The sequence below is a fragment of the Psychrobacter sp. UBA3483 genome (assembly GCF_002377905.1).
GTDB lineage: Bacteria > Pseudomonadota > Gammaproteobacteria > Pseudomonadales > Moraxellaceae > Psychrobacter.
In genome coordinates, this window is the sequence record NZ_DFQS01000072.1 from 56,062 (window position 1) to 82,111 (window position 26,050).

Sequence of the window (26,050 nt, forward strand, 5' to 3'; positions counted from 1 at the left end):
AGCCGTTGATTCAATCTAAAAAATTTAAAAAAGTACGATTAATAAGGCAATGTTTTATGACAACCATACTTTTAGCACGTCATGGTCAAGCGTCATTTGGGCAAGAGGATTATGACCAACTCTCAGAGCTTGGTAGTATCCAGGCGCAAATGCTGGGACAACATTATGCAACGACCCAGCGCCGAATCGATGCAATTTTTAGCGGTAGTTTGGTTAGGCAGCAGGATTCTGCCCGCCATTTTTGGCAACGTTATCAGTCATCTTTTGGCGAGAGTAACGAAAAACCAAGCATGGCTGCCATCAATTTAGATGAGCCTGATAGCTATGTACTGCCGCAGTTTGATGAGTTTAATCATAAAGATGTACTGATAAAATCTAATCCTGCTTTTGCTAGCCGTGTGGCAATTGCCGCTGAGATTGCTAAAGCCGAGGTGCCAGTCACACGGCTGGCAGAATTGTTTGATGATGCAATGCAGCGTTGGCATGCGGGCGAAAACGACAGTGATTATATCGAAAGCTGGCTACAGTTTAATGAGCGTGCCAAGCAGGCGCTTGAGCAAGTACGTCAACAAGTTGCTAATTTGCAGTTAGGCGTTGATAGTACGGTTTTGGTGTTTACCTCAGGCGGTATCATCGCTGCGATAACCGCGCAGTTGTTGCAACAAGGCAGCTCGACCGCGTATCAAATCAATAAAAGCTTGGTTAACACCGGCGTGACATCGCTGACGCTTAAAAATGAACGGAGTCGCCTGTTGTCTTTGAACGAATACAGTCATTTATTTTCTGAGGGCAAACGCTTTGTGACTTGGCGCTAAAAAAGTAGTAAATGAAATCTTAAAGCCATAATTAAGAAGCTACTTAAAAACATCATAAAGCGGTTACTGTAGCTAGGTAGCCGCTTTTTATGGTTTTAAAATCAATCATTACCGCGTAAAAGTAGTTTGATTCTACGCAGCTTTAAGTAGCTTGCGTCTTTGTTTTACACTATAACTGCTAAACTTACTCTATAGATTTACGCTATGATAGACAGTCGACGTCATTTATATGAATACCAACAGGATGGTTTATGAAAAATAAATTAATAAACTTAGTGACCAGTAGCGCTAACCACCATAAAAATCAGCTATTTAGTGCCATTCAGCCGGCGCGCTATCTGAAAGGTTTAAATAAGCAGCAGGTTGGGCGTGGCAAAACGATTTTAATCACTGGCGCAAGCTCAGGATTGGGTGAGGGTATGGCAAAGTTATTTGCAAAACTTGGTTATAACCTTGCTATTTGTGCTCGCCGTGCGGAGCGTTTAGAGAACCTAAAAACCGAGCTAACGGCTCAGTATTCTGATATTCGTATTGAATATCGCGTCTTAGATGTCAGTGATTACGATGCGATATTCGACGTATTTGATGCGTTCGCAGCGGATTTTGGTCATATCGATCGCGTGGTAGTCAATGCTGGCGTTGGCGATAGCCGCCGGATTGGCAAAGGGCGCTTTGATACCAATCGCAAAACCGTAGAGATCAACTTCATCTCAGCGCTTGCGCAATGTGAAGCAGCGATGAATATCTTCCGGGCCCAAAATAGCGGTCATCTGGTGGTGATATCAAGTATGTCAGCGATGCGCGGCTTACCTAAGCATTTAACCGCTTATGGCGCAAGTAAAGCAGGTTTGGCGCATCTAGCGGAAGGTATCCGGGCGGATATGTTATTGACCAAATTGCCGATTAAAGTGTCGACTATTTATCCAGGTTATGTGCGCACGGAAATCAATGAAAATGCCAAACCTTTGCCGTTTGAAGTGGATGCCGAAACAGGTACTAAAGCCATTGTTGCGGCGATTGAGGTGGAAGTAGACGAAGCTTGCGTACCAAGCCTACCTTGGTCAATTGTCGGTCAAGCAATGAAGCATTTGCCATTACAAGTGGTCAATAGAGTTAGCTGATAGCGGGTACTTTATTACCGATGTCAGAAATAAAAAAAGAATGAAAACAACAAGAAGCCCGCTATATAAAATATAGCGGGCTTTTATTTTTTTGCAACTTTAGAGGTTTAAATACTACAGTGTTTGCGGATTATCTGACATATGTTTTTCACGCAGTTTTTGGCGTAGTATTTTACCGACATTACTCTTTGGTAGCTCACTGACAAACTCGATATGACGCGGGCATTTATAACCGGTCAAGTTATCGATAGCGAATTCTTTGATATCACTTTTAGTGACGTTATTATCGGCAGGGACGATATATATTTTTACCGCCTCGCCTTGATGTTCATCAGGAATGCCGATGACCGCACACTCAATAATCCCTTTACAATCGAGCATGACTGACTCGATTTCATTGGGGAAGACGTTAAATCCTGAGACCAAAATCATATCTTTTTTGCGATCTAATAATCTAAAGTAGCCTTTTTCATCCATGCTGACGATATCGCCCGTACGAAAATAACCCTCTTTGGTAAAATCGCTGCTACTGTCTTTATTAAAGTAACCCGACATGACGTTTGGACCTTTGATACACATCTCACCTGCCTGATTAACGCCTACCTTTTTACCATCTTCATCGATAACAATAATGTCGACGCTTGGACCAGGAGTGCCAATCGTACCGTTAAATTTGCGGTCGGTGACTATATTATTAGTACCGACTGCTACACATTCAGTCATACCCCAACCCTCTAACATAGGGCAGCCAGTCACTTCTAACCAGCGCGCTGCTGTTTGTTCAGTAGCTGCCATACCGCCGGCTTGCGAGAGACGTAATGAGCTAAAATCTAGGTCTTTAAAGTTTGGCTGATCAAGCAAGCCTTTAAATAAGGTGTTAACCGCTGGGAAAATATGGAACGGCTGTTTGGATAATGTTTTGATAAATCCAGGCATATCACGTGGATTTGGTACCAAAATAAAGGTATAACCAGAACGCATGCCAAGTAAGCTCAGCATATAAGCAAAAATATGATACAGCGGTAGCGCCATAACCATATTAATATAGACTTCGTTAATTTCCGAGGTGATAGGTCGGTACCAGGCTTCTGACTGCATCGCTGCGGCAACGACGTTGCGCTGAGTTAATACCGCGCCTTTAGATAATCCTGTGGTACCACCGGTATATTGCAAAATCGCTTTTTGTGATAAAGATGTTTTTGGTGCTTGAAACGGTAGGCTTTTACCTTTTTTAAGCACGTCAGGGAATTTGGTAACGTTGTATTTAGGATCGTCAAGATTGTATTTCGGCACTAAGCGTTTGACCTGACGGATAACCGTATTAACCAAAATACCTTTGAGACCCATCATGTCGCCCATTTTTGATAGGACAATACGTTTGATGTCCGTCTCTTCGATCACTTGCTCGAGCGCTTGGGCAAAATTATCCACCACAAAGATAATCTGAGCACCAGAATCATTTAATTGATGGCGCAGCTCACGACCCGTATAGAGCGGATTAATCGGAGTGCAAACGTAGCCTGCGCGCAAAATACCAATCATCGTTGGTAGATATTGCGGCACGTTTGGCATCATCAGTGCAACCACACTACCTTTAGGAATCCCTTGGGCTTGTAACCATGCAGCCACGGCAAGAGAGGCTTTATCCACGTCGCCATAGGTGTGCGTGACGCCCATACAAATGGTCATAGGGTGCATACGAAAGCGATCGAAGCATTCTTCATAAAGGTCTATGAGGCTTTCATACTGATCAGGATTGATGGTTTTAGGTACGTTCGACGGGTATTGAGCAAGCCAAGGTTTATCAGTGGTCATACTTAGTGTCCTTAAATTTGTGATAAGTTAAGGTTCTATAAAAAAGTAGTCACATCCCTGTCAACAATACCACCCTTGCTCTACAGAAGAGCTGTATAGTCCATGGATTGTCGCGTGCTATCCCATTTAATCACATACTGCTAAAATAAGGTGGCCTTTATACAAATGGATTTAATTACAAGATTGTTTAACTAGAAAGGTACTTAACTACTAGAAACAAGTGCTTAAGTAGACTAAATAGCCAGTTATCGAGGATATTATTAATACTAACTAATAATATAAAATGATAAACAATAGCGTAACATATTTTGGCGTTACATTAACATAACTGCTATTGAACCCGTTATGGTAATACAGAAACTTATGAGTTTATAGTTAAGGTTGATAAAAGAATAAAACTATGTTGCAAGTAAAATCCGATGAATGGTGAAAAATATAAGATGAAAGTGTTTTTAGATTAGAATTAGTTAACAATATAAATAATAGCAGCTAATAGGTGTAAGTCTGCTAGAGGGTTTGCCTAAAAAAACAGTAAGGTAGTAGTAATACTATGACAGTGTGAATATCAACAGTATAAGTAACATCCATACTAAAGTTTAATACGCTAAGATAAAAAAGCGCTCTACCATTTAGCTAGAGCGCTTTTTGAGCATAGATATTTGCTTTGATTATCGTTGAGGGTTATCGGCCATATGCTTCTCACGCAGTTTTTGGCGCAATACTTTACCAACGTTACTTTTTGGTAGCTCAGTGACAAACTCGATATAACGTGGACATTTATAGCCGGTTAAATTGTCTAGAGCAAACTCTTTGATCGAGCTTTTTGTCACGTTATTGTCAGCAGGAATAACGTAGATTTTGACCGCTTCCCCTTGACGCTCATCAGGAATACCGATCACCGCGCAATCAAGAATGCCTTCACAATCAAGCATCACGGATTCTACTTCGTTAGGGAAGACGTTAAAACCTGAGACCAAAATCATATCTTTTTTGCGATCTAATAATCTAAAGTAGCCTTTTTCATCCATACTGACAATATCACCCGTGCGGAAGTAACCGTCTTCAGTAAAGTCTTCGCTACTGTCTCTATTCAAATAACCTGAGGTGACATTAGGGCCTTTAACACACATCTCACCAGCCTCATTGACGCCGACGCGATTGCCGTCTTCATCTATGATGATGACATCAACGCTAGGGATTGGGACGCCAATGGTGCCGTTAAACTTACGGTCGGTAACAACGTTAGCAGTGCCGACAGCCACGCCCTCAGTCATACCCCAACCTTCAACCATGGCGCAACCAGTAACCTCTAACCAGCGTGCTGCCGTCTGTTCGGTCGCTGCCATACCGCCTGCTTGTGAGATACGTAGTGAGCTAAAATCAAGGTCTTTAAAGTTTGGATTATCAAGCAATCCTTTAAACAACGTATTAACTGCTGGGAAAATATGGAACGGTTGTTTGGATAAGGTTTTGATAAATCCAGGGATATCTCGTGGATTGGGTATCAAGATAAAGGTATAACCTGAGCGCATACCCAGTGAGCTTAGCATAAAGGCAAAAATATGATACAGCGGTAGGGCCATGACCATATTGATATAGACTTCGTTAATCTCTGACGTAATAGGGCGCGTCCATGCTTCTGATTGCATGGCTCCTGCGACAATATTACGCTGAGATAAAATCGCACCTTTAGAAAGTCCGGTTGTACCACCGGTATATTGCAAAAATGCCTTTTGATCTAAAGTCATTTTTGGCTTTTGGAAGGGTAGGTTTTTGCCTTTTTTGAGCACATCGGGAAACTTCGTGACTTCGTGCTTAGGGTCGTTTAGTTTGTATTTGGGCACCAGGCGTTTGACTTGACGAATAATGGTATTTACTAAAATACCTTTGAGGCCCATCATATCGCCCATTTTTGATAAGACGATACGCTTAATTTGCGTCTCATCAATTACTTGCTCGAGTGCTTGAGCGAAATTATCCACCACAAAGATAACCTTTGCACCTGAATCATTTAACTGATGGCGCAGTTCACGGCCAGTGTAAAGAGGGTTGACGGGCGTACAGACGTAACCTGCGCGCAAAATACCAATCATCGTTGGCAAGTATTGCGGCACGTTTGGCATCATCAGCGCAACCACACTGCCTTGAGGTAGTCCTTGTGCTTGTAGCCAAGCGGCGACGGCAAGAGAGGCCTTATCAATGTCATCATAGGTATGAGTCACGCCCATACAGATACTCATAGGATGCAGACGAAAGCGGTCAAAACACTCTTCATACAGCTCCACGATGCTGCCATATCTATCTGGATCGATAGTTTTCGGCACACTCTTAGGATATTGGGCAAGCCAAGGTTTATTCAACGTCATAGTCAGCGTCCTGGAATTTCAATTAAGTTTCTATCGTTAAGCAGTCGTATCCGTGTCAATAAAAAAATCAGCGCTGACGTAAAACAATGGCCGCTGAATTTGACAACATCCTTATCTATTGACGGACTACTAAATCTTTTTGCAACTAAAATATAATGTATCGACGATATAATGATACATTTAAGCAATACATTAGCATGAATCTAAGTAAAGACAATATTAGCATGCGAGTACTGGCCAGTACATATAAAATGTGGATAAATAAGTTTATTCATTATGCAGTTAAAAGATGAACAACGGTCTTTATGGTAAGATAAACTGCTGTTTTTTATTAAAAAATCGTCGATAAATGAGTAAAGCGCTTATCGTACAGCCAAGGGTGCTACTGACGCAGATTAAAAACATAGTTACAATCTGATAACGCACAGCTTGGGTGGGGTCGGCACCGGCAAGTATTTGCCCAGTCATCATACCTGGTAAGCTGACAATACCGACAACCAGCATCGAGTTTAGGGTAGGCGTCATGCCATTGATAATAGCCGCTCGTATTTGTTCATGCACCGCTTCGAATGGTTTGGCAGAAAGGCTTAACATCATCTCGATACGCCCTTGTTGCCTATGGATGTTTTCGATAAGCTGATTGCTAGTCAGGGAGATAGCGGTTAAAGAATTGCCGAGTATTAAGCCCAGTATAGGAATGATAAATTGCGGTGTATACCAAGGTTGCACTTGCAAAATCAGACTAATAGCGATGACCGTAACCAATACTGCTGATGCACTGACAGCGATTAACGTATCAACTAACAGACCTTTATACGTGTGTTTGACTCGATTTTTGGCAGCGCTACCGGCAATCAAAGTCATGATGGTCAAAATAATTAATACTTCGTACCATTGTTCCCGAGCGAAAATCCATGCCAATATCAGGCCGATAAAGCTAAGCTGTATCACCGTACGGACAGCAGCAATGACAAGTGTTTTGGTCAATCTTAGACGTAAAAACCATGACACGACCAGCACGATAATAATCAAACTGCTGGCAAGCGCAATATCAGCATAAGTCAGTACGATTTGCATGTTATCTGTATTCATCACGGGAGCTTGTTATAAAGGCAAGGTTAATCTACTTTGGTTAAAACGCCGGCATCCATATGCCAATGTTTATCTGCTAATGGCATAATATCCTGCGTGTCATGAGTTACCCACAATAATGTGCGCGTCGGCTCACGACGTAACCAGTTGATAAGCAAATGCACGAGTTTAGCTGACGTATCGACGTCTAAGGCTGCAGTAGGTTCATCCAATAACAATACTTGCGGGTTTAATTGCAATAAACGCAGTGTATTGATCAGTTGCCGTTCGCCACCCGACAGAGTGTTGGCGTCTTGTTGTAATAAGTCAGAGGTACGCTCTAAATGCTCAAGCTGCTCGATATGCCAGTCGATATTAAAGTGCTTTTGTTGATGGCTTGCCAAGCGGTAGGGTAATTGCAAGTTATCAATAACGCTGCCTTCTAGCAATTGTGGCTGCTGCGCGAGAAGGGCAACCTGCGAGCGCCAATGCATGGGTTCTATTTCATGAATGCTATCACGAGTATCTCTATTTTGCGCATCGCTTTGTAGCCAAACGTCGCCAGTTGTCATAGGCAGAAGCCCTGCTAGTACGCGCAATAAGACAGACTTACCACTACCAGAAGCGCCCGTCAAAACCGTCACTTGCCCAGCCAGTAATGTACCACTGGCACCACTTATCAATGCACGGTCGTTAATGGATAGAACATCATTGGACGCTGAACTTCTCTGGAATTTTTCGCGCCATCGGCGGTAATTAGGGAGCGGAGTCGTGCGCTTGCTATGGACCCAAATATCTTCAAATGCTAGCATAAAAGCCTTATTATCCGTCTTATTGGCGCTCATAGCCTATTCGTTCAATCATTTTAATTATTAGCATGTTGTGTGAGTGCTTGCTCAATGCTCTCGCGTAATTTTTGCGGTACACGAATAGGGCGCATGGGTGCGCTATGATTGCTTGCAGAGTCTGGCGTGATTTGGTTTTGCACGCAAGCGATAACGATTTTAGCGCGACTTAATAAAGTGGTATTTGCAAGAGGGGTGCGTTTCTGAGCAATATCCTCTTCATTGGGCGCTGAGCGATGAATGCTTTGATAAAATACAATGCTGGCAGGTTTTAGCTCGACCTTATCAATGCGGACATTGATGACCTCATCTAATAGAATGGCTTTTTTGTATTGCAAATCTGCTTGGCTGACGACAAAATGCTGAATTTCACCATCATCGGTCTGTAAAAAATAACCATTTAAACCAAGCTTGGTGAACCAGTCGCGGCGGCAGTTTTCAAAAAACACCAGATGATTGGCATGGTAGACAATGCCGCCTGCATCAGTATGGTTAATATAGACATTGTAATCAGTAGCAAATAGCGGGGTGGTTATGTGCATCGATGGTGCAGCGGTATTTTTATTCATGGTTGTCATTATCGTGTTGCTCAGTAAGTTTGCGCCATTAATAGCGTGTAAAGTTTGAGATGTTGATATATAAGGTTATAAAAATAAAAAAGTAATAATGCCTAGATTATTACTCATGATAGCTACTCTATCGTAAGAGATAAAGGCGCGCAACAGCTAGACTGGTTGATGTCTGTTATGATAGGCCGTTATTTATAATGTCTCACTGCTTGCCTTATTTTATAAAAATACTTGTTATAGAAAGATTTTGTTTTAACTCATAATGATAGGATAGTTTATGACCCGTTTTGTTTGTTTTAATATCAATGGTATTCGCGCCCGTCAACATCAGTTGGAGGCGATAAAAGAGATTATCGACCCCGATGTGATCGGTCTGCAAGAAACCAAAGTACATGATGAGCAGTTCCCCCTTGCCGATGTGGAAGGTTTGGGCTATCACGTCGAGTATTTTGGTCAAAAAGCGCATTACGGCGTCGCATTGTTATCTAAAATTGCCCCTATTTTTGTGCAAAAAGGTTTTCCGGGAGAAGATGAAGAGGCACAAAAGCGCTTTATACATGCCCGCTATGTATTTGACGGTCGCGAAGTGGATGTGCTTAACGGTTATTTTCCGCAAGGCGAGAGTCAAGACCATCCGACTAAGTTTCCTATGAAGCGTGCCTATTATGCAGATTTGATAACTTATATTGATACGCTAAAAGCAGAAGGGCGCTCGCTGGTTATCATGGGTGATATGAATATTGCCCCAAAAGATATCGATGTTGGTATCGGCGAGGCCAATGCCAAGCGCTGGCTTAAAAATGGAAAAACCTCGTTTTTACCTGAAGAGCGCGAATGGTATGATAACTTGATGGCGCGAGAGCTGACCGATACTTATCGTCTGCATTATCCAGACAGCACCGAATTATATAGCTGGTTTGATTATCGTAGTCGCGGTTTCAATGATGATCCTAAGCGCGGGCTGCGTATCGACCACATTTTATGTACGGCAGATTTAATAGAGCACTGCGTTGATGCGGGTATTAGCTATGAGCTACGCGGCATGGAAAAACCCTCTGATCATGCGCCAATTTGGGCAGCGTTTGATTTAAATAAAGTATAATAACTGGCTTGAACCATAGACTTTTAACATCAGATTTTTAGTACCAGTTTTTCACAACTAAAAATGAATAACCAATAACCAATAAATAATACATCAGCATTGATGAATAAGGATTGAATGATGGCTGTCGGCAACGTTGCAGTACCTAATACGATTTATCCTATTGATGGGATTAAACTAAGCGCTACCGCGGCAGGCGTACGCTACAAAGATCGCGATGATTTGGTGGTGATAGAGATTGCTGATAGCGCCAACACTGCCGTTGTCAGTACCAAAAACACCTTTTGTGCGGCGCCAGTACGCGTGTTACGAGAACATTTTGCCAAAGCCAGTCCGCGCTATTTAATCACCAATACCGGCAACGCCAATGCTGGGACTGGCGCTGACGGTAAACGCCGCGCGCTTGATATCTGTGCGGCCTTAGCTGCCAAAGCTGGCGTAGACGTCAGCTCTGTATTGCCATTTTCGACAGGCGTAATAGGTGAGCCACTCAATAGTGATGCCATCATCGCAGGTTTAGACAATGCGTTAGCCAGTTTGGGCGCTAATAATTGGTTAGCAGCAGCAAATGGTATTCGTACCACTGATACAATTCCAAAGCTTGCCAGTGCAAAGGTTGATGTTGACACTAGCAGCTATCATATTACTGGGATGTCAAAAGGCTCGGGTATGATACGTCCTAATATGGCAACCATGCTTGGCTATGTGGCGACCGATGCCAATATCGCTGCTGATTTATTGCAAGAAATGCTGAGCAAAATTAACGAGCAATCTTTTAATCGCATTACTGTCGATGGCGATACCTCAACCAACGATTGTTGCGTGTTGATTGCAACCGGAAAGGCAAGTTCAGAGGTGATTGACAGCCCAGAGCATCCACATTATCAGCCGATATTTGATGCCTTGACATCAGTCTTTGTACGTTTGGCACAATTGATTGTACGAGATGGAGAAGGCGCAACCAAGTTTATGACGGTTAAAGTCACGGGTGGCAAAACCACGCAAGAATGCTGCGATGTGGCGTATGCGGTCGCGCATTCACCACTGGTCAAGACCGCGTTTTTTGCCAGCGATGCCAACTGGGGACGTATCTTAGCAGCGGTTGGTTATGCAGGTATCGACGACCTTGATACCGAGCAAGTCGATGTCTATTTAGATGAAGTGACGATTTGTAAAAATGGCGGTGTGGCGCCAAGTTATACGGAAGCGGCGGGCAAAGAAGTCATGAGCCAGCCTGAGATTACTATTCATATTAATTTGGCCCGCGGTGATGCCGAGGATACCGTTTATACCTGCGATTTGTCTTATGATTACGTTAAGATAAATGCGGACTATCGCAGTTAAAAGTTATCTATCATTTTATAAAAACGCTCAAAGCCATCCATTATAATGTTAGCTTTGAGCGTTTTTTTATGTTCAATATTTTTGTATTAAATACGGTCTAATTTAAACCGTTTATTAACAGCAGTTGCAAAAGCTGACGTTACTTTACAAAGCAGTTATAGAGGCTAGGCATCGGTGCGACCTATACTTACTGCAGTAAACAATAGACGGTACTATTAATAGTTGAGGAAATTTATATCAATTGTGTTCGTTTTTATTTTAGATGAGCTTAGATTGATTTTCTGATTAACAGTATCTTTATGACTGCTTGCTACCTTTTGAATAGTGATAATTGATTAAAATGAGTTTGAAAGGTAATGATTAATACTAATAAATAAACTGAGGATTTAATAATGAAAAAATTAGCAATTGCGGCATTGATGACGACTTTTGTCTTGTCAGGTTGTTCTACCATGGGTATGAATGATGAGCGTACTATGGTGGTTGAAGGCGAGCCTGTGAATGTGAAAGTGGTTAACATTCCAAGTTTCAAAATTGAAATAGCACCACTTAAAGCGGTGTGTGAGCTGCCCACCGCGAGTGGTACTATGGTTGAGTCAGAGTGCCTACAATATCGCCAGACTTATCAGAAAAACTACACGCCTCTAAATGGTGATATTCAAGGCTTTACTTATGAGCCAAACTATCGCTATATTCTAGATGTGCGTCAAGAAGCGGTTATGAATGAAGCAACGAAAGTGGTTAAACCAGTTTGGATTCTAAACGAAGTGATTTCTAAAACTGCTGAATAATTTTAGTTGTAGCTTATTATAGAAAAGCCTCTAATCATTAGAGGCTTTTTTTAGTCACAGAAAAAGGTAAACGTATTTTATCAAAAAGCGCTGTAAAACCACGTCCCTTCTAGGGCGTGGACATTAGGCGTCAACTAGTGTCGCTCAGCCTTAAAACAGACTTGTCAACCAAACTCATTAAGACCATAATCACTCTATGAAAACGCTCAAGTGTCGCATCAAAGACAAACATGCCAATCAGCTAAATACCTTAGCGGGCGCAGTTAATTTTGTGTGGAACTATGTGAATGACTTGAGTTTTAAACACTGGCAGCGAACCAATCATTTCTTTTCAGCTTATGATATTGCGGCTTATGTAAAAGGTAGTGGCGAGCTGCTAAACCTGCACAGTCAAACCTTACAAGCCATTACCGAAACCCATGCTAAATCTCGAAAGCAATTCAAAAAAGCCAAACTAAACTGGCGAACCAACAACCCAAAATCTAAGCGTAAATCACTTGGTTGGATTCCCTTTAAAAAAACAGCAATCAAATACTTAGGTGTCAAAAAAGCAGGAAAGAAAGCTCTTAAATCCACCATTCAATTTAGCCTGGCTAAAGGCAAGAAGCTGACCATCGACGTCTGGGATAGCTATAATCTAGCACTCTACACCATCAACACCTGTGAGCTTGTACAAGACAGTCGTGGCCACTGGTATGCCTGTATCACCGTTAAAGAATTTCCAAAAACAACTTGTGGCACTGAACAAGTAGGTATTGATTTAGGCTGCAGGGACTCAGCAACGACAAGTAATGGTGAAGTACTAAAAACCAAAGTCACCCAGCAATACGCTAAAAAACTAGGCATTGCTCAGCGGGCTAAAAACAAACAAAGAATTAAGGCGATTCACGCCAAGATTAAACATACACGCCAAGACTTGATTCATAAATTCACTACCAACCTTGCTAAGACTAATAAAATAATCATCATTGGCAAACTTCACTCAAAATCATTTACCTCAACCAAGCTAGCCAAATCTGTCTATGACGCAGGTTGGTTTGAGATTAAGCGGCAACTGACCTATAAGTGCGAGAACGCAGGTTGCTACTATGATGAGGTAAATGAAAGTTACACCACCCAAACTTGTTCGTGTTGTGGCTCACGCCAAAACAGTCCGAAAGGTAGGACGGGTCTTGGAATAAGAGAATGGCTTTGCGAGTGCGGTGTCACTCATGACCGTGATATTAATGCGGCAAAAAACATTCTCGCGCTCGGGCTTGAGCGTCTAGTAGTAGGAATCCCCTCACTTTAGGGAGGGGAGGAAGTCAAATTAACATTGACTGTAATTGACACTGACACCGCGGGTAGCAGTGGGAATGCGGTTATCAGCATAAATAGCCAGACCGCCGCGTGCGGTTTCTTTGTATTTATCAGACATATCAGCGCCTGTCTGCTTCATGGTTTCAATCGCTTTGTCTAGCGAGACAAAGTGCTGCCCATTGCCGCGGCAGGCAAGACGCGCGGCGTTGATGGCTTTGACAGCGCCCATCGCATTACGCTCGATACAAGGGACTTGTACCAAACCACCAATCGGATCACAAGTCAGACCTAAATTGTGCTCGATACCAATCTCGGCGGCATTCAAACACTGCGCTGGCGAGCCGCCCATTATCTCAGCCAATGCCGAACCTGCCATCGCACAGGCTGAACCGACTTCCCCTTGGCAGCCAACTTCAGCACCTGAAATAGAAGCGTTTTGTTTAATTAAGCTGCCGATAGCGGTGGCATTTAATAAGAATTTACGCACGCCATCTTGGTTATAATTGGGCAGAAAATCACGATAGTAGTGCAAGACCGCCGGAATGATGCCCGCCGCACCATTAGTTGGGGCGGTGACGACTTTACCTCCATTGGCATTTTCTTCGTTGACGGCAAGGGCATACAAGTCGACCCAGTCCATCGCGGCCAGCTTATCAGTCTTGGCGATAGGTAGGCCTTTTTCAGCGCATAATTGATTGTGTAAATCGTGGGCGCGACGTTTAACATCAAGGCCGCCGGGTAAAATACCGCTGTTTTTACAGCCTTGAGTCACACAGTCCTGCATCACATCCCAAATCGTATCTAAGTAGCTAAAGACGTCTGCTTGGTTGCGGTAATGGCATTCGTTGGCAAGGACCAACTCGCTGATACTTAGTCCATGTTCACGGCACTGCTCAAGCAATTCTGCGGCATTATTAAAAGGGTAGGGAACGATATCAATCGTTGGGCTGGCATGGTCCTCATCGGGATTATTGGCGTCATCTTCGTTGATAACGAAACCGCCACCAACTGAATAATAAGTCTGCTGATATTTGCTACCATCGGCTAATATCGCGCGGATGGTCAAAGCATTCGGATGATAAGGTAATACCGTATCATCATACCAATACATATCGCGCTCAGTATCGAAGTCGATACTATGTTTGCCCGATAGATTAAGCTGCTTATCTGTAAAAATAGGCGCTAGATATTCAGCAGTTAAGCACGTATCAATGGTGCTTGGCGTATGTCCAAGTAAGCCCAGGTATATCGCTGTATCGGTTGCGTGCCCTTTACCAGTAGCAGCCAAAGAACCATAAAGCTCGATTTCAATATTCTTAATCGTCGTTAATGGGCTTTGCTTAAGCAATGACGTCAAAAATAAGTTGGCTGCCACCATAGGCCCAACCGTATGAGAGCTCGACGGTCCAATACCAATTTTAAATAAGTCGAAAACACTAATCATAAAAATACCAAGAAATTGTCAGTGCATCAGCGTCTGTTATAGAAGGGCCTTAGTACTGGTGTGAAAAGATAATAGATGGCCGTCCAAAAACTCTCTGATAAATACAGTGTTATGATGATACAGAGCGTTGTTTATATGCTCATTTAAATAAAAGAGATGAGCATTTAAAAATTGCGACGTTATCTATGAATACCTGTCAGTATAAGCGGACACAAGGCAGCTGAATAATAACTTTTATTTATTAGAGAACTCCGTTATCATGCTCGCAACCAATATCCTTGTAACATCCTGTAATTCAGCCATCACGATAGTGTAGATAATGGCGCAAACAGTCGAGCATTATTTTTAATGCCATTTATGTAGCGATTTATATTTACTGTAAGAAAATACATTTTCGCTATTATCGTTTTGACTCAATGTACAGTTGTATTTTCATAGCCGTATTTTCACAGTTTTTAGCTGATTGGTATTCTCTTAGCTCAAATAGGACAGCGCATGACAACACCTGAACCTCACTCTCCAACGCCAAAAAGCAATCATCCAGCTTCTCATAATGCATTAGCAGCGGCTGGCATTGATGCCGCCGCGGTGAGTTATCCGCACAATCCAGATTTTGACAATGGTCGCTGGTTTCCAACGTGGCGTCCGTATAGCGGCAATTTGGATCGCGATCCGGTCGGTATTAATGAATACGTACCACCTGCCAAGAGTGTTTTATTAGGGGTGCAGCATACGTTTGCGATGTTTGGCTCGACCGTGCTCGCGCCATTATTAATGGGGTTTGACCCCAATTTAGCCATTTTGATGTCCGGTATTTGTACGGTGATGTTTTTTATCATTACTGGCGGGCGCATGCCCAGTTATTTGGGCTCAAGCTTTGCCTTTATTGGTCCTGTGATTGCGATTACGGCCTATGCAGGCGTGGGGTTCAATGACAATCTGAATGTCGCCTTGGGCGGTATCATGGCTTGCGGCATCATTTATGCCTTGATAGGTTTGTTGGTGATGAAGACGGGTACAGGCTGGATTGAGCGTTTGATGCCGCCTATTGTCACCGGTGCCATTGTGATGATTATTGGTCTAAACTTGGCGCCTGTGACCATTCAAGGGGTGTCTGCTAACCAGTTTGATGCATGGATGGCGACGCTGACGGTATTGCTTATCAGTGGGGTTGCAGTATTTACCCGCGGTATGCTGCGCCGTCTGTTGTTGCTGGTTGGTTTAATCCTATCTTATATTGCTTATTTTGTTATGACCAACATACTCGGTTATGGCGTACCGATTGATTTTAGCAATGTATCGGCGGCTTCATGGTTTGGTCTGCCAAGTATTCATACGCCGCATTTTGAGATGAGTGCGATTATTTTGATTGCACCTGTCGCCTTTATCTTAATTGCCGAAAACTTAGGGCATTTTAAAGCGGTCGAAGGCATGACTAAAGCGCGCGTGACGCCTTATATGGGCAGAGCATTTTTTGCTGATGGCTTGGCGACGACGTTTTCAGCAGGCTTTGGTGGCACAGGGGTGACCACTTATGCAGAAAATATCGGTGTCATGGCCGTGACCAAAGTCTATAGCACGACGATTTTTGTGATAGCGGGTTTGGTTGCTATTTTACTCGGCTTGTCGCCAAAGTTTGGTGCCATTATTCAGACCATACCGGCGGCTTTATTGGGCGGCGCCTCTATTGTGGTATTTGGTTTGATTGCCATTGCTGGGGCAAAAATTTGGATAGACAGTCATATCGACTTTAGCAAAAATAGCAATTTAATCATTGCCGCGGTTACCGTTATTATGGGTACGGGTAATTTTAGTCTACATCTTGGCGGCTTTGATTTAGGCGGAATTGGCACCGCGACTTTAGCGGCGATTGTGCTGAATGCCTTATTTAATCGACAAAAAGATTAACCGTCAAAAAGATTGATTTGTTCATCGTAAAAAAAGCCACAATAAGTATTGTGGCTTTTACTTATTGTGGCTTTTATTCATTACCGCTTTATTTATAATTTCGTTTATAAAATCTGGCAAAAAAACGATAACGGCGTAGCGCGCGTGGCTTGGGTTTTAACGACCCTAAATAAATGGCAAACATCGTCAGTAGCGCGCCGCTCCATTGCAACGTATTAATCGGTTTATCAAGCCAGCTATAATCAATCACCAAGGCCGCAATGGGCTCGGTTAATAAGAGCAGCCCTGTCAATGCTAAAGACAGCTTAGGAATCGAGTAGGCGATAAGCCCCCACGCCAAGCATTGCATCACCGTGCCATAAATCAATATCCAACCAATCTCAGACCAAGTATTGGGCAAAATATTACCCATATCAAAGATAAACATCGGCAGAATCATTGCTATGACGCCGCCGATACTCACCAGCTGCATCAGCATAAATATCGGCGTTGGCTCAGTATCATGGGTTTTACGGATAAAGGTCATCGACGCGGCAAGCATAGCGCCTGAAACAATACCCGTGACAAACCCCCAAGTCGCCGCGGTATTTTGTGCAAACTCAGGGCTACCTATCATTGCCACGCCTAGCATGGCTAAAAATAAACTGATGAGCTGCAAAATAGACTGCCGCTCATTAAAGTATAAAAAGCCAATGGCGGCTAAAAAGAAAATCTGCAAGCTATTTAATAAGGTTGAGATACCGGGACCGACCGCATAAATACTCTCATGCCATAGCGCTAAATCGAGTCCTAAAAACGCGCCTGATAATAGACCGTAAAAAACAGCACGCTTTGAGCGCGGAAGTCGTTGCCCTGTCATTTTAGCCAATATAGCAAACACCACGCCAGAAATAGCCAGTCGCCAAAATGACATTGCCCAGCCACCGATATCGACATGGGCGACAATTAAGCTGCCCAAACCAAAAATAACGCAACCAATGACCAAGCCAGTAGCGGCGGAGCGTGAAGAGGCGATAGCCATGCAATATCCTTATCTCATTACTATGTTACTTTTTTAAAATGCTTTTTAAGTGTGGTTTGCTAAAGAGTTGATTTGTATAGACAGGCCATATTGTCAGTGTTTTACTCTTAAATTGGAATGCTTTGGCACGATTTATTTTATAATGACTTATCACTCACCATAGATAAATAAAGCGGTCACTTTCTTACAGCAATAGCATTGGCGCACAAGCTGCCATTTGTTACTCTATCATCTATTTGTATTTTGAAGCACATCCTGTTTTAAAATAGTGATACTCTTCAAATACTTAACTTAATATAGTGAATTTTATATAAAATAGAGACATGATATTTTTGTGCGAAACTGTCGTAAATTTTCCTCGCTTGCTGTGCGCTTCGCTCTCTAGAGGCTTCAAAAAATCTATGACAGTTCCGCTATATGGTTTTTACAATGAACTCCCCATATATTCACAGTGCTTCTATTACTTTTAGCCTAGGTTTGCTTATGCTGCAACGTTCTATATCGAAACGACAAATAGACTTCTTATCTACACTGCTGCCACGTCGCAGTTTCATTGCGCGTCTATTTGTCATGAGCGCCATAGCTGCTACGTTTTTTGGGATGTCAAATGCACAAGCCGCCAGCTGCAAAATACCCAAAAGCTATTATAAAAATGTCTCTTGTACCTCTAGTAGTGGCTATTTCTTAGCGATAAAAGATTTCGGTGCACCAGTTGCCTTGATTGATAAGCAAGGCAAAAGTGTGCTTGATTTAACCCGTTATCAAAAAGTAGATGCCGATAAAATATCGGGTGGCTTGTTACCAGTGCTGCGTAATGGTCGGGTGGGCTATGTCAATATGCAAGGTCGCGAGGTGATCCCTGCGGTGTACGATATGCTCAAAGAAGGACAAAATTGGGCGCGTCCCGTCTCTGAAAATCGGATTGTGGTCAAGCAAAACGGTCATTATGGGGTTGTCGATACGGGCAATAAAACCATCGTGCCATTTGCCGCTGCAATTAGTGACATTGACGATTATCGTAGCGGCATGACGCGAGTACGTAAAAATCAAGCCATCAACTGGTTGGATAAAAATGGTAAACCTATATCTGACCCAAATAGTAGTGCTGCTAGTCAAACAGCGAAGAGTGCCGCTGCTAATAACATCAAGAATAATAGCAGTAATGCCAAAGAATCGCAGAAGCTAGAACCGTCTCGTGGTTTTACCACCTTGCAGCCGCGTCAACAAGACGGCAGATGGGGTTTTGTTGATGAGAATAACATCTCTATGATTACCTATTCTTTCGATGAAGTGCGACCATTTTCTGAAGGCTTGGCGGGCGTGCGTATCGATAATGAATGGGGCTTTGTCAATTTAGGCGGCGAGTTGGTGATTCCTTTTCGCTTTGATAATAGCACTGTGAGTGTGAGTGATTATTATAAAGACCAACCTGCATTTGTATTTACAAATGGCAAAGCTTGGATTGGCAATTTAGAAAACGGCAATAAAATGTGTATTGATAAAGAGGGTGACAGCATTGCTTGTGATTAATACTTAAGACTTATCATTTAATATCACGCTTAAATTTGCCGGTAAAAAAAAGAGTGTCAGAGCGATAGATCATTCATCGTTCTGACACTCTTTTTTTGCTTGAGGTGGACTTACCTTAAACTTAAACGGTTATTTTTCTAGCAAGTGCTTACTAATCAAATCGACCATATAAGGCTGATAGTATTCGGGAATATCGTGTGCCATGCCTTCGATTAAATGAAAAGTTGCATTGGGTATGGTCTTTGCAACCACCCGTCCTTGCGAGGCGGGTAATAGGCCATCAGCGCTGCCATGAAGCACAATCGTCGGTGCTTTAACTTGTTTGCTATATTTGCTAATCGAGCCAGAAGCTAAGATAGCATTGAGCTGTTGTACCGTACCAAGTGGATGGAAATTACGCTGATAACGTATCTTGGCAATATCACGTACCATGCGCACATTGACGTGTCCTGGCGTACCAACGGTTTTCATAAACCAGACGCTATGACGCACGATATCGCGCTCAGAGTGGCTCTCAGGACGATTGATAAGGGTATATAACTGCTTAGGTTTCGGCGGTTTTAAAAACGCTCGATTGGTGGTGGTAAACATCAATGCCATGCGCTGCACCAAACTCGGATAACGCGCGGCGACGATTTGAGCGATCATACCGCCCATAGAAGCGCCAAGCAGATGCGTTTTACCAAGTTTTAAGGCTTTGATTAAACGTGCCGTGTCTTCTGCCATGTCGGTCAAATTATAAGCAACCGGTGCGCCTTTATTCGACAGACCCGTTTGCAAGCGCATCATCATTTTTAATTGACTGATACGCGGCAAACCATCAATCTGTACTTTTGATGACAAGCCGATATCGCGATTGTCAAAACGAATCACAAAAAACCCAGCATCGATAAAGCGTTTGATAAAATTGTCGGGCCAGAAGATCATTTGTGAGCCCAGCCCCATAATCATAAGCAATGGCGGATTCTTGGGATCACCACCGGCTTCAACGCACAGCTCAATGCCATCACCAATATCTATCATTGCTTGATAAAGATGTTCGCTCAAATCAGACGGATACCAAGCATGGTCGCCAAACTTTTGCCATTCAGGCGTTGGGTAACTGATTGTTGGAGAGTTAATTGTCGCAGCGCTAAGCGTTGAAGAGCTAGATGGTGAAGAGCTAAGCGTTGCATCATTCGTCATTTTGTCATTAAGTACTAAAGCATTGTCGGTTTCTTCTGAATTTACAGGCGCGTTTGTGTGATTGGTGGGGTTTGATTCTGTCATGAAGTATCCTATTTAGATGATCGTTGGCTTAAAATTCGAGCATCTCAAAATCAAGCTTGCCAACGCCGCATTCTGGGCACGTCCAGTCGTCTGGAATGTCTTCCCATTTGGTGCCAGGCGCGATGCCTTCTTCAGGGCAGCCAAGCTCTTCGTCGTATATCCAACCGCAGACAATACATTCATAACGTTTCATAAATAGTCCTATCGATTATTTCCAGTATTACGATTACTGGTGTTTTTATTACCAGTTCTACTAACTATGTTAATAGGTGTTTTTAAAGCATTTATTAAGCATTCTAGCCAACATTCAGCGTGTAAAAACGCACGTAGTTTAGCATATAGCGGTTATTTTCATAGTTAAGTTTACACTTGTATATTGAGATTCACCAGCTTTTATCAAGTGCTTACGCGTCATTTTAAAGGTTTTAGGTGTGCTGCTCTTGCCAATTTTGCCGCCACTAAAAAGCTGATTGTGCTATAATTCTCGCCGCTATTTTTAGCGATTGATGCCTTGTTTACCACCGTCATATCATTATTTAAGTCTTAAAAGTTAAGGGTTACTATGAGCGCGAATGCCGCCGTTACATCAACTAAAGTTAATATTACAACCGATTCATCTAATACGCTCAATACTGAACATCCATTTTGGCAAATCATTCGCACAGTACCAGACTTCCCAAAAGTTGGCATTGATTTTTATGATATTACGCCGTTACTACGCAGTCATATCAATGCGGTGATTGACGAGATGCTCGCGGCTTTGCCTACCGGTTTGCTTGATGACGTTGATTGCTTGGGTGCGGTGGAGGCACGTGGTTTTGTATTTGCCAGTTTGTTGGCGGGACGTTTAGGTAAAGGCATGATCTTGCTACGTAAACCCGGTAAACTGCCGCCGCCGGTTGCTAACAAAGCCTATGCATTAGAATACGGCAAAGACACGCTTGAGATGCAAAATAATTTGCCGCCGGAGCGGGTATTGTTGGTTGACGATATCTTGGCTACTGGCGGCACGCTGATGACTGCTTATGAGCTATGCAAATCGGCGCAGCATACGGTCGTTGGCGCCTTGGTATTGTTAGATTTGGTTGCTCTGCATGGCGAGTTTCCTGTACCTGTTTATACGGTTTTAAAAGCTTAGAGAAATGGGTTTTAGCATAATAAAAAGCGCGCTGAATTAATAGTTCAGCGCGCTTTTTAATGGCATGTACTTTGTTGGTTCGTCTTGACCTGCGTTACTTGTCTTGCTGATAACTTTTACACGCCTGTTCGACGAGCAAGCGGCTAATCGTTTTTGGTTTGGTCAGCTTAAAGTCTTTGGTTGTCAGTATCGGTTTATCGGATTGCCAAGATTTTAACACTTTATCGTCAGCAGCATAGTTGACATAAGCGCGACGATAATAGCTTGCATCCTTACATGAGATAAGCCATTGTTGGTCGCTATGATGAATGCTGGTTTCTTTACTATCTTTCAGTTTCTCTTTAGCTTCTTTGGTGTCTTTACTACCTTTACTTTCTTTCGCCTCTGCATTTTCTTTTACGTTTTTTGGCGCAGGATAGGTTCTACGGATTGAGACGGTAATATTTTCGACCTCTTTTTCATCAATAATATGAATGTCTGAGCGTTCGATCGAATCCACATCTAAGCTAAAAACAGAGCCAGTTTGGCTTTTTGAGACCTCTAACCAGTTTGCCGCATAGCCACTCATTGCAAGCGTACTACCTGCTAATATCACTGCTAGCCGTTTCATAATCGAGCCTTGCTTGTTGTTATATAAAGTCGCTTATCATAGCCAACTTGATAGAAGCAGGCAAATTACTTTTATGACAAGGGGTTCATACTGAGACAATCTCAGCACTCGTGATTAGCAGGCAAACGCATAAAATATATAAATATCGCAGTTAATCTCGCATCGCCGCGAGCATTTTCGCAAGCTCATCACGCGCACCGATAAAGCCATCGATACCCTTGGGTAATAAGTCTTGGGTGACGATATCTTGCTGATAAGCGGCACTGAACTCGTCATGGGTTAAGCTAACTTTCGCCATGTCGGCCAAATCCATTGACATACTTGGTGATAGTTGACGCGTCACTTCAACTTCCATCGCTGCCAGCTCATCTATAAGATTGGGCGCGATGGTCAATAGATCACAGCCTGCTAGTGCCAATATTTGCTCAGTTGAGCGGAAACTTGCGCCCATCACTTGGGTTTTATAGCCATGCTGTTTGTAGTATTGGTAAATGAGCTTGACCGATTGCACACCCATATCATCTGAAGCAGGGACGTTTTGGCGGTTTTGCTGACGTTTTTGCCAATCTAAAATACGCCCAACAAAAGGGGAGATTAAGGTCACGCCCGCATCGGCACAAGCAATCGCCTGATGCTGACCGAATAATAGCGTCAAGTTACAGTGGATACCCTGAGTCTCAAGGTAACGCGCCGCTTCAATCCCTTGCCAGGTTGCTGCCATCTTAATCAATACACGTTCTGAATCAATACCTGCTTTTTGATAGGCTTGCATAAAGCTGAGCGCTTTATCAATGGTGGCTTGAGTGTCATAAGATAAGCGTGCATCGACTTCGGTTGAAACGCGGCCTTCAATCAATGCCAAAATATTACAGCCAATTTGAACAGTTAATTCATCAATTACCGCATCGACGTCACCGCGATGGCGACTCATGGTTTCTGACATCAGCGCCTCATTGTCCGGATGAATGAGTGCTTTAGTAATAAGGCTTGGATTGGTCGTGGCATCGATGGGTTTTAGACGCGCAATGGCGGCAAGGTCGCCCGTATCAGCGACAATAGTGGTCATGGTGCGAAGCTGTTGTAATGCGCTCATCAGATATCCTTGATATGGTCAATTAACGTTTTGATGTTCTTATTTGAGTCGGTTGCCCATGATAATGTTTATTTATAAAACGATTTATCATGGCGGTATGGTAAATTTAATAACTATCTTTAAACTGTATCATATATTTGGTCGGTTGTAGCCTGATAGTTTCATAGGGTATAACGTTTATCATGCATAACTGTGCTAAGATTTATGGCAAATTGCTTATTTGCGCGTATTTACGAATGGGCACTGTCGATAGTTTTTGCTATAGTAGAGCCGATCCACTGTTTGGCTCGCTAAACATGAGAACTAAGCAAGCATTTATTATTAAAATAAGCAGGTTACCTAGCTAATAGACAACAGTCATAAACTTTAGCAATAATATTAGAAAAAGGATGGGCGGTAATGAGTGAGCAGTCACCAGAGCAAAATGTAGACAATCTAAACCAAACCCCTGCAAGTGTTGATGGGGCTGCAACTGACAAAGCGTTTTTAAACACATTGCGCCAAAGTATTGATGCAGTTGACTGCGAAATTCAAACGCTAATTAATAACCGTGCCAAATTGGCGCAGCAAGTAGCAACGGTAAAAAAAGACCACGTTGCCAATAGCCCTGATGCCGAAAAAACCAATCCTATTTTTTATCGTCCTGAGCGTGAAGCACAAGTGTTAAAGGCGGTAATGGAACGTAATACCGGGCCCATCGCCGATGAGAAAATGGCACGCTTGTTCCGCGAAATCATGTCAGTCTGCCTTGACTTGGAAGCACCGCAGCGCATTGCGTTTTTGGGTCCTGTTGGTACCTTTACCCACGCCGCCGCTTTAAAGCACTTCGGTAAAGCCGCCGATACCGTGCCGCTAAACACGATTACTGATGTGTTTCGTGAAGTGGAAGCGGGTACGGCGATGTATGGTGTGGTACCAGTTGAAAACTCGTCAGAGGGTGTGGTTAACCATACCTTAGATGGCTTCTTATCTTCTAGCTTAAAGATAATCGGTGAAGTTGAGCTACCTATTCATCAGAACTTTTTGGTTGCTGAGCATACCAAACTCGATGGCCTAAGCCGTATCTACTCGCATCAGCAATCCTTGGCGCAGTGTCGTCATTGGCTTGATGTTAATTTCCCAAATGTTGAGCGTGTGGCGGTATCGAGCAATGGTGAAGCAGCTCGCCGTCTCAAAAACGAATGGCATTCAGCGGCAATCGCCGGTGACGTGGCGGCGGCAGAGTACGATTTACATAAGCTGTATTCAAACATTGAAGACAATCCTAGCAATACCACGCGTTTTCTGATTATCGGTCACGAAGCGATTGCGCCATCGGGTCAAGATAAAACTTCAATCATGGTTTCAGCGCATGATAAAGCAGGCGCATTAATCGAAATCTTAAAGCCCTTGTCTTATCATGGCGTGTCGATGACCAGTATCGAAACCCGTCCTGAACGTCCAAATAAATGGGCTTATGTGTTCTTTATCGATATGGATGGCCACATCGAAGATGCAAATGTGAGTGCAGCGATTGCTGATATCCGCCCATTGGTCAAAGATTTGCGTATCCTCGGTTCTTACCCAAAAGCCGTGCTATAAAGTTGGCTTAATAGAATGGTTCTAACAGGGATTCATTAACAGTAAATGCCTTATCACATCAAGGATAAATCATGCAGTCATCTCAGTCGACAGAGTCAAATTTATCACCGCTAGCGCCTGCCTATGACAGTATTTTAGAGCTAATGCCTTATCAGACGGGAAAGCCGGTTGAAGAGTTGACACGCGAGTATGGTGTCTCAGATGTGGTAAAGCTTGCTAGTAATGAAAATCCACTAGGCTGCTCACCGCATGTCACACTTGCGATCACCGAGCAATTGGGTCAGCTGGCACGTTATCCTGATGGCAATGGTTATTATCTCAAACAAGCACTTGCTGACTTTAACGATGTTGGTGTCGACCAGATTACTCTAGGTAACGGCTCTGATGACTTGCTTGATATCTTAGCGCGTAGTTTTGCTGGTATGGATGATGCAATTATTTATAGTCAGTATGCTTTTATCGTTTATCCAATGCTGGCCAAAATGCAAGGAGCAACCGGTGTAGAGGTGCCAGCCAATCGTTTTGGTCATGATTTAAAAGCAATGAGTCAGGCGGTAGCGGACAACCCTAATAGCAAAATAGTCTTTATCGCCAATCCTAACAACCCAACAGGCACGCAGCTTACGCAGCAAGAGTTACGTACGTTTGTTGCTAGTGTGCCAAACTCAGTGTTGGTGGTATTAGATGAAGCTTATATCGAATATAGTCCTGAGAGTAATAATAGAGCGCTGCTCGATGAATTTGAGAATGTGGTTATTGTACGTACCTTTTCAAAAGCCTATGGGCTGGCGGGTTTGCGTGTTGGTTATGCGCTAAGCTCAGTCGCCGTCGCCGATTTACTCAATCGCATTCGTCAGCCGTTTAACGTTAGTAGAGTCGCTTTAGCTGCTGCCAATGCTGCGCTTGCTGACCAAGGTTTTATTGAAAAATCAAGACTCAATAATCAAGAGCAAATGCGCTGGTTAGAAAAGCAATTTGATGCCTTAGGGTTAGGGTTTATCAAGTCGCATGCCAACTTTATCATGGTGGAAATAGAAGTTGAGATGGAAGACATAACCGCGGCTGCCATTTATCAAGCATTGCTGGAGCAGGGCGTGATAGTACGCCCATTAGAAGGTTATGGTTTGCCTAATTGGCTGCGTATTACGGTAGGGGTTGCAGAAGATAATATGCGTCTCATTGATACCTTGCGCTCAATATTGACTGAAGATTAATAAAAGAGTAGTTATCCGTATTTTAATCAAAAAATAAATCAATTTTACGACGCCAATATCAGCATGCTTTATGCCTACTGATGCTGGTTTGTTGAAAGAGAAAC

The 26,050-nt window shown here is 43.1% G+C and carries 22 protein-coding genes; 11 read left to right on the plus strand and 11 right to left on the minus strand.

Annotation, left to right across the window (positions count from 1 at the left end; genetic code table 11):
• Positions 1–56 precede the first annotated feature (56 nt).
• Both B2866_RS13000 and B2866_RS13005 read left to right on the plus strand, forming a co-directional pair.
• Positions 57–815: a histidine phosphatase family protein gene (locus B2866_RS13000; protein ID WP_296195089.1), complete on the plus strand. Its 759-nt coding sequence runs from the start codon at positions 57–59 to the stop codon at positions 813–815.
• A gap of 251 nt (positions 816–1,066) precedes the next feature.
• Positions 1,067–1,936: an SDR family oxidoreductase gene (locus B2866_RS13005; RefSeq protein ID WP_296195093.1), complete on the plus strand. Its 870-nt coding sequence runs from the start codon at positions 1,067–1,069 to the stop codon at positions 1,934–1,936.
• Positions 1,937–2,050: 114 nt separating this feature from the next.
• Here the strand turns inward: B2866_RS13005 and B2866_RS13010 are convergent, their stop codons facing one another.
• From B2866_RS13010 to B2866_RS13030, 5 genes are all read right to left on the minus strand, one after another.
• The gene (locus B2866_RS13010; RefSeq protein ID WP_296195096.1) at positions 2,051–3,751 is read right to left on the minus strand and encodes an AMP-binding protein; all 1,701 of its coding nucleotides are present in this window, start codon (positions 3,749–3,751) and stop codon (positions 2,051–2,053) included.
• Positions 3,752–4,419: 668 nt separating this feature from the next.
• On the minus strand, positions 4,420–6,117 hold the full coding sequence (locus tag B2866_RS13015; RefSeq protein ID WP_296195099.1) for an AMP-binding protein: 1,698 nt from the start codon (positions 6,115–6,117) through the stop codon (positions 4,420–4,422).
• Positions 6,118–6,420: 303 nt separating this feature from the next.
• Positions 6,421–7,209 carry an ABC transporter permease gene (locus B2866_RS13020; protein WP_296195102.1) on the minus strand — a complete coding sequence of 263 codons (789 nt, stop codon included), beginning with the start codon at positions 7,207–7,209 and terminating at the stop codon, positions 6,421–6,423.
• A gap of 26 nt (positions 7,210–7,235) precedes the next feature.
• Entirely contained in the window at positions 7,236–8,033 is a 798-nt protein-coding gene (locus B2866_RS13025) for an ABC transporter ATP-binding protein (protein ID WP_296195104.1), read from the minus strand.
• A 20-nt stretch (positions 8,034–8,053) separates the two neighbouring features.
• On the minus strand, positions 8,054–8,602 hold the full coding sequence (locus B2866_RS13030; protein ID WP_296195107.1) for a hotdog domain-containing protein: 549 nt from the start codon (positions 8,600–8,602) through the stop codon (positions 8,054–8,056).
• A 277-nt stretch (positions 8,603–8,879) separates the two neighbouring features.
• Here B2866_RS13030 and xthA point away from each other — a divergent pair, with 277 nt between their 5' ends.
• The 4 genes from xthA to B2866_RS13050 all read left to right on the plus strand — a co-directional run bounded on the left by xthA (position 8,880) and on the right by B2866_RS13050 (position 13,130).
• The gene (xthA, locus tag B2866_RS13035) at positions 8,880–9,704 is read left to right on the plus strand and encodes an exodeoxyribonuclease III (protein WP_296195110.1); all 825 of its coding nucleotides are present in this window, start codon (positions 8,880–8,882) and stop codon (positions 9,702–9,704) included.
• 120 nt (positions 9,705–9,824) lie between these two features.
• Positions 9,825–11,048, plus strand: coding sequence for a bifunctional glutamate N-acetyltransferase/amino-acid acetyltransferase ArgJ (gene argJ, locus B2866_RS13040; protein WP_296195113.1), 1,224 nt, complete (start codon positions 9,825–9,827; stop codon positions 11,046–11,048).
• Positions 11,049–11,440: 392 nt separating this feature from the next.
• Complete coding sequence (locus B2866_RS13045) at positions 11,441–11,839, plus strand: DUF4377 domain-containing protein (protein WP_068408379.1); 399 nt, start codon at positions 11,441–11,443, stop codon at positions 11,837–11,839.
• Positions 11,840–12,035: 196 nt separating this feature from the next.
• Positions 12,036–13,130 (plus strand): RNA-guided endonuclease InsQ/TnpB family protein, encoded by a 1,095-nt coding sequence (locus tag B2866_RS13050; RefSeq protein ID WP_296195114.1) that lies wholly within the window; start codon positions 12,036–12,038, stop codon positions 13,128–13,130.
• Positions 13,131–13,148: 18 nt separating this feature from the next.
• Here the strand turns inward: B2866_RS13050 and B2866_RS13055 are convergent, their stop codons facing one another.
• On the minus strand, positions 13,149–14,582 hold the full coding sequence (locus B2866_RS13055) for an L-serine ammonia-lyase (protein ID WP_296195118.1): 1,434 nt from the start codon (positions 14,580–14,582) through the stop codon (positions 13,149–13,151).
• A 495-nt stretch (positions 14,583–15,077) separates the two neighbouring features.
• Here B2866_RS13055 and B2866_RS13060 point away from each other — a divergent pair, with 495 nt between their 5' ends.
• Positions 15,078–16,490 carry a solute carrier family 23 protein gene (locus B2866_RS13060; RefSeq protein ID WP_296195120.1) on the plus strand — a complete coding sequence of 471 codons (1,413 nt, stop codon included), beginning with the start codon at positions 15,078–15,080 and terminating at the stop codon, positions 16,488–16,490.
• A gap of 88 nt (positions 16,491–16,578) precedes the next feature.
• On the opposite strand, the gene B2866_RS13065 is transcribed toward B2866_RS13060, so the two are convergent.
• On the minus strand, positions 16,579–17,511 hold the full coding sequence (locus B2866_RS13065) for a DMT family transporter (protein ID WP_296195121.1): 933 nt from the start codon (positions 17,509–17,511) through the stop codon (positions 16,579–16,581).
• 570 nt (positions 17,512–18,081) lie between these two features.
• Here B2866_RS13065 and B2866_RS13070 point away from each other — a divergent pair.
• Positions 18,082–19,041, plus strand: a complete 960-nt coding sequence (locus tag B2866_RS13070; RefSeq protein WP_369811335.1) for a WG repeat-containing protein — start codon at positions 18,082–18,084, stop codon at positions 19,039–19,041.
• 129 nt (positions 19,042–19,170) lie between these two features.
• Here B2866_RS13070 and B2866_RS13075 read toward each other — a convergent pair whose 3' ends face one another.
• Together B2866_RS13075 and B2866_RS13080 are read right to left on the minus strand one after the other, a co-directional pair.
• Positions 19,171–20,064 carry an alpha/beta fold hydrolase gene (locus B2866_RS13075; protein ID WP_225211688.1) on the minus strand — a complete coding sequence of 298 codons (894 nt, stop codon included), beginning with the start codon at positions 20,062–20,064 and terminating at the stop codon, positions 19,171–19,173.
• A 274-nt stretch (positions 20,065–20,338) separates the two neighbouring features.
• On the minus strand, positions 20,339–20,503 hold the full coding sequence (locus tag B2866_RS13080) for a rubredoxin (RefSeq protein WP_068406924.1): 165 nt from the start codon (positions 20,501–20,503) through the stop codon (positions 20,339–20,341).
• Positions 20,504–20,872: 369 nt separating this feature from the next.
• Here B2866_RS13080 and B2866_RS13085 point away from each other — a divergent pair, with 369 nt between their 5' ends.
• Positions 20,873–21,448 carry an adenine phosphoribosyltransferase gene (locus B2866_RS13085; RefSeq protein WP_296195127.1) on the plus strand — a complete coding sequence of 192 codons (576 nt, stop codon included), beginning with the start codon at positions 20,873–20,875 and terminating at the stop codon, positions 21,446–21,448.
• 94 nt (positions 21,449–21,542) lie between these two features.
• On the opposite strand, the gene B2866_RS13090 is transcribed toward B2866_RS13085, so the two are convergent.
• Positions 21,543–22,058, minus strand: a complete 516-nt coding sequence (locus B2866_RS13090) for a hypothetical protein (RefSeq protein ID WP_296195130.1) — start codon at positions 22,056–22,058, stop codon at positions 21,543–21,545.
• A gap of 151 nt (positions 22,059–22,209) precedes the next feature.
• Positions 22,210–23,151, minus strand: coding sequence for a transaldolase (locus B2866_RS13095; RefSeq protein ID WP_296195133.1), 942 nt, complete (start codon positions 23,149–23,151; stop codon positions 22,210–22,212).
• A 399-nt stretch (positions 23,152–23,550) separates the two neighbouring features.
• On the opposite strand from B2866_RS13095, the gene pheA reads away from it, so the two are divergent.
• Together pheA and hisC are read left to right on the plus strand one after the other, a co-directional pair.
• The gene (gene pheA / locus B2866_RS13100) at positions 23,551–24,732 is read left to right on the plus strand and encodes a prephenate dehydratase (protein WP_296195135.1); all 1,182 of its coding nucleotides are present in this window, start codon (positions 23,551–23,553) and stop codon (positions 24,730–24,732) included.
• A gap of 71 nt (positions 24,733–24,803) precedes the next feature.
• Positions 24,804–25,946, plus strand: a complete 1,143-nt coding sequence (gene hisC, locus B2866_RS13105; RefSeq protein WP_296195138.1) for a histidinol-phosphate transaminase — start codon at positions 24,804–24,806, stop codon at positions 25,944–25,946.
• The last annotated feature ends 104 nt before the right edge of the window (positions 25,947–26,050 follow it).

What these genes read in the sequence shown, in the direction of transcription:
- B2866_RS13055 (WP_296195118.1), bottom strand. Translation starts at nt 14,582, where the DNA reads ATGATTAGTGTTTTCGACTTATTTAAAATTGGTATTGGACCGTCGAGC.
- B2866_RS13050 (WP_296195114.1), top strand. Translation starts at nt 12,036, where the DNA reads ATGAAAACGCTCAAGTGTCGCATCAAAGACAAACATGCCAATCAGCTA.
- B2866_RS13005 (WP_296195093.1), top strand. Translation starts at nt 1,067, where the DNA reads ATGAAAAATAAATTAATAAACTTAGTGACCAGTAGCGCTAACCACCAT.
- pheA (WP_296195135.1), top strand. Translation starts at nt 23,551, where the DNA reads ATGAGTGAGCAGTCACCAGAGCAAAATGTAGACAATCTAAACCAAACC.
- B2866_RS13080 (WP_068406924.1), bottom strand. Translation starts at nt 20,503, where the DNA reads ATGAAACGTTATGAATGTATTGTCTGCGGTTGGATATACGACGAAGAG.
- B2866_RS13020 (WP_296195102.1), bottom strand. Translation starts at nt 7,209, where the DNA reads ATGAATACAGATAACATGCAAATCGTACTGACTTATGCTGATATTGCG.
- B2866_RS13065 (WP_296195121.1), bottom strand. Translation starts at nt 17,511, where the DNA reads ATGGCTATCGCCTCTTCACGCTCCGCCGCTACTGGCTTGGTCATTGGT.
- B2866_RS13060 (WP_296195120.1), top strand. Translation starts at nt 15,078, where the DNA reads ATGACAACACCTGAACCTCACTCTCCAACGCCAAAAAGCAATCATCCA.
- B2866_RS13030 (WP_296195107.1), bottom strand. Translation starts at nt 8,602, where the DNA reads ATGAATAAAAATACCGCTGCACCATCGATGCACATAACCACCCCGCTA.
- hisC (WP_296195138.1), top strand. Translation starts at nt 24,804, where the DNA reads ATGCAGTCATCTCAGTCGACAGAGTCAAATTTATCACCGCTAGCGCCT.
- xthA (WP_296195110.1), top strand. Translation starts at nt 8,880, where the DNA reads ATGACCCGTTTTGTTTGTTTTAATATCAATGGTATTCGCGCCCGTCAA.
- B2866_RS13075 (WP_225211688.1), bottom strand. Translation starts at nt 20,064, where the DNA reads ATGATAGATATTGGTGATGGCATTGAGCTGTGCGTTGAAGCCGGTGGT.
- B2866_RS13010 (WP_296195096.1), bottom strand. Translation starts at nt 3,751, where the DNA reads ATGACCACTGATAAACCTTGGCTTGCTCAATACCCGTCGAACGTACCT.
- B2866_RS13095 (WP_296195133.1), bottom strand. Translation starts at nt 23,151, where the DNA reads ATGAGCGCATTACAACAGCTTCGCACCATGACCACTATTGTCGCTGAT.
- B2866_RS13070 (WP_369811335.1), top strand. Translation starts at nt 18,082, where the DNA reads ATGAGCGCCATAGCTGCTACGTTTTTTGGGATGTCAAATGCACAAGCC.
- B2866_RS13015 (WP_296195099.1), bottom strand. Translation starts at nt 6,117, where the DNA reads ATGACGTTGAATAAACCTTGGCTTGCCCAATATCCTAAGAGTGTGCCG.
- B2866_RS13025 (WP_296195104.1), bottom strand. Translation starts at nt 8,033, where the DNA reads ATGAGCGCCAATAAGACGGATAATAAGGCTTTTATGCTAGCATTTGAA.
- B2866_RS13085 (WP_296195127.1), top strand. Translation starts at nt 20,873, where the DNA reads ATGAGCGCGAATGCCGCCGTTACATCAACTAAAGTTAATATTACAACC.
- B2866_RS13000 (WP_296195089.1), top strand. Translation starts at nt 57, where the DNA reads ATGACAACCATACTTTTAGCACGTCATGGTCAAGCGTCATTTGGGCAA.
- argJ (WP_296195113.1), top strand. Translation starts at nt 9,825, where the DNA reads ATGGCTGTCGGCAACGTTGCAGTACCTAATACGATTTATCCTATTGAT.
- B2866_RS13045 (WP_068408379.1), top strand. Translation starts at nt 11,441, where the DNA reads ATGAAAAAATTAGCAATTGCGGCATTGATGACGACTTTTGTCTTGTCA.
- B2866_RS13090 (WP_296195130.1), bottom strand. Translation starts at nt 22,058, where the DNA reads ATGAAACGGCTAGCAGTGATATTAGCAGGTAGTACGCTTGCAATGAGT.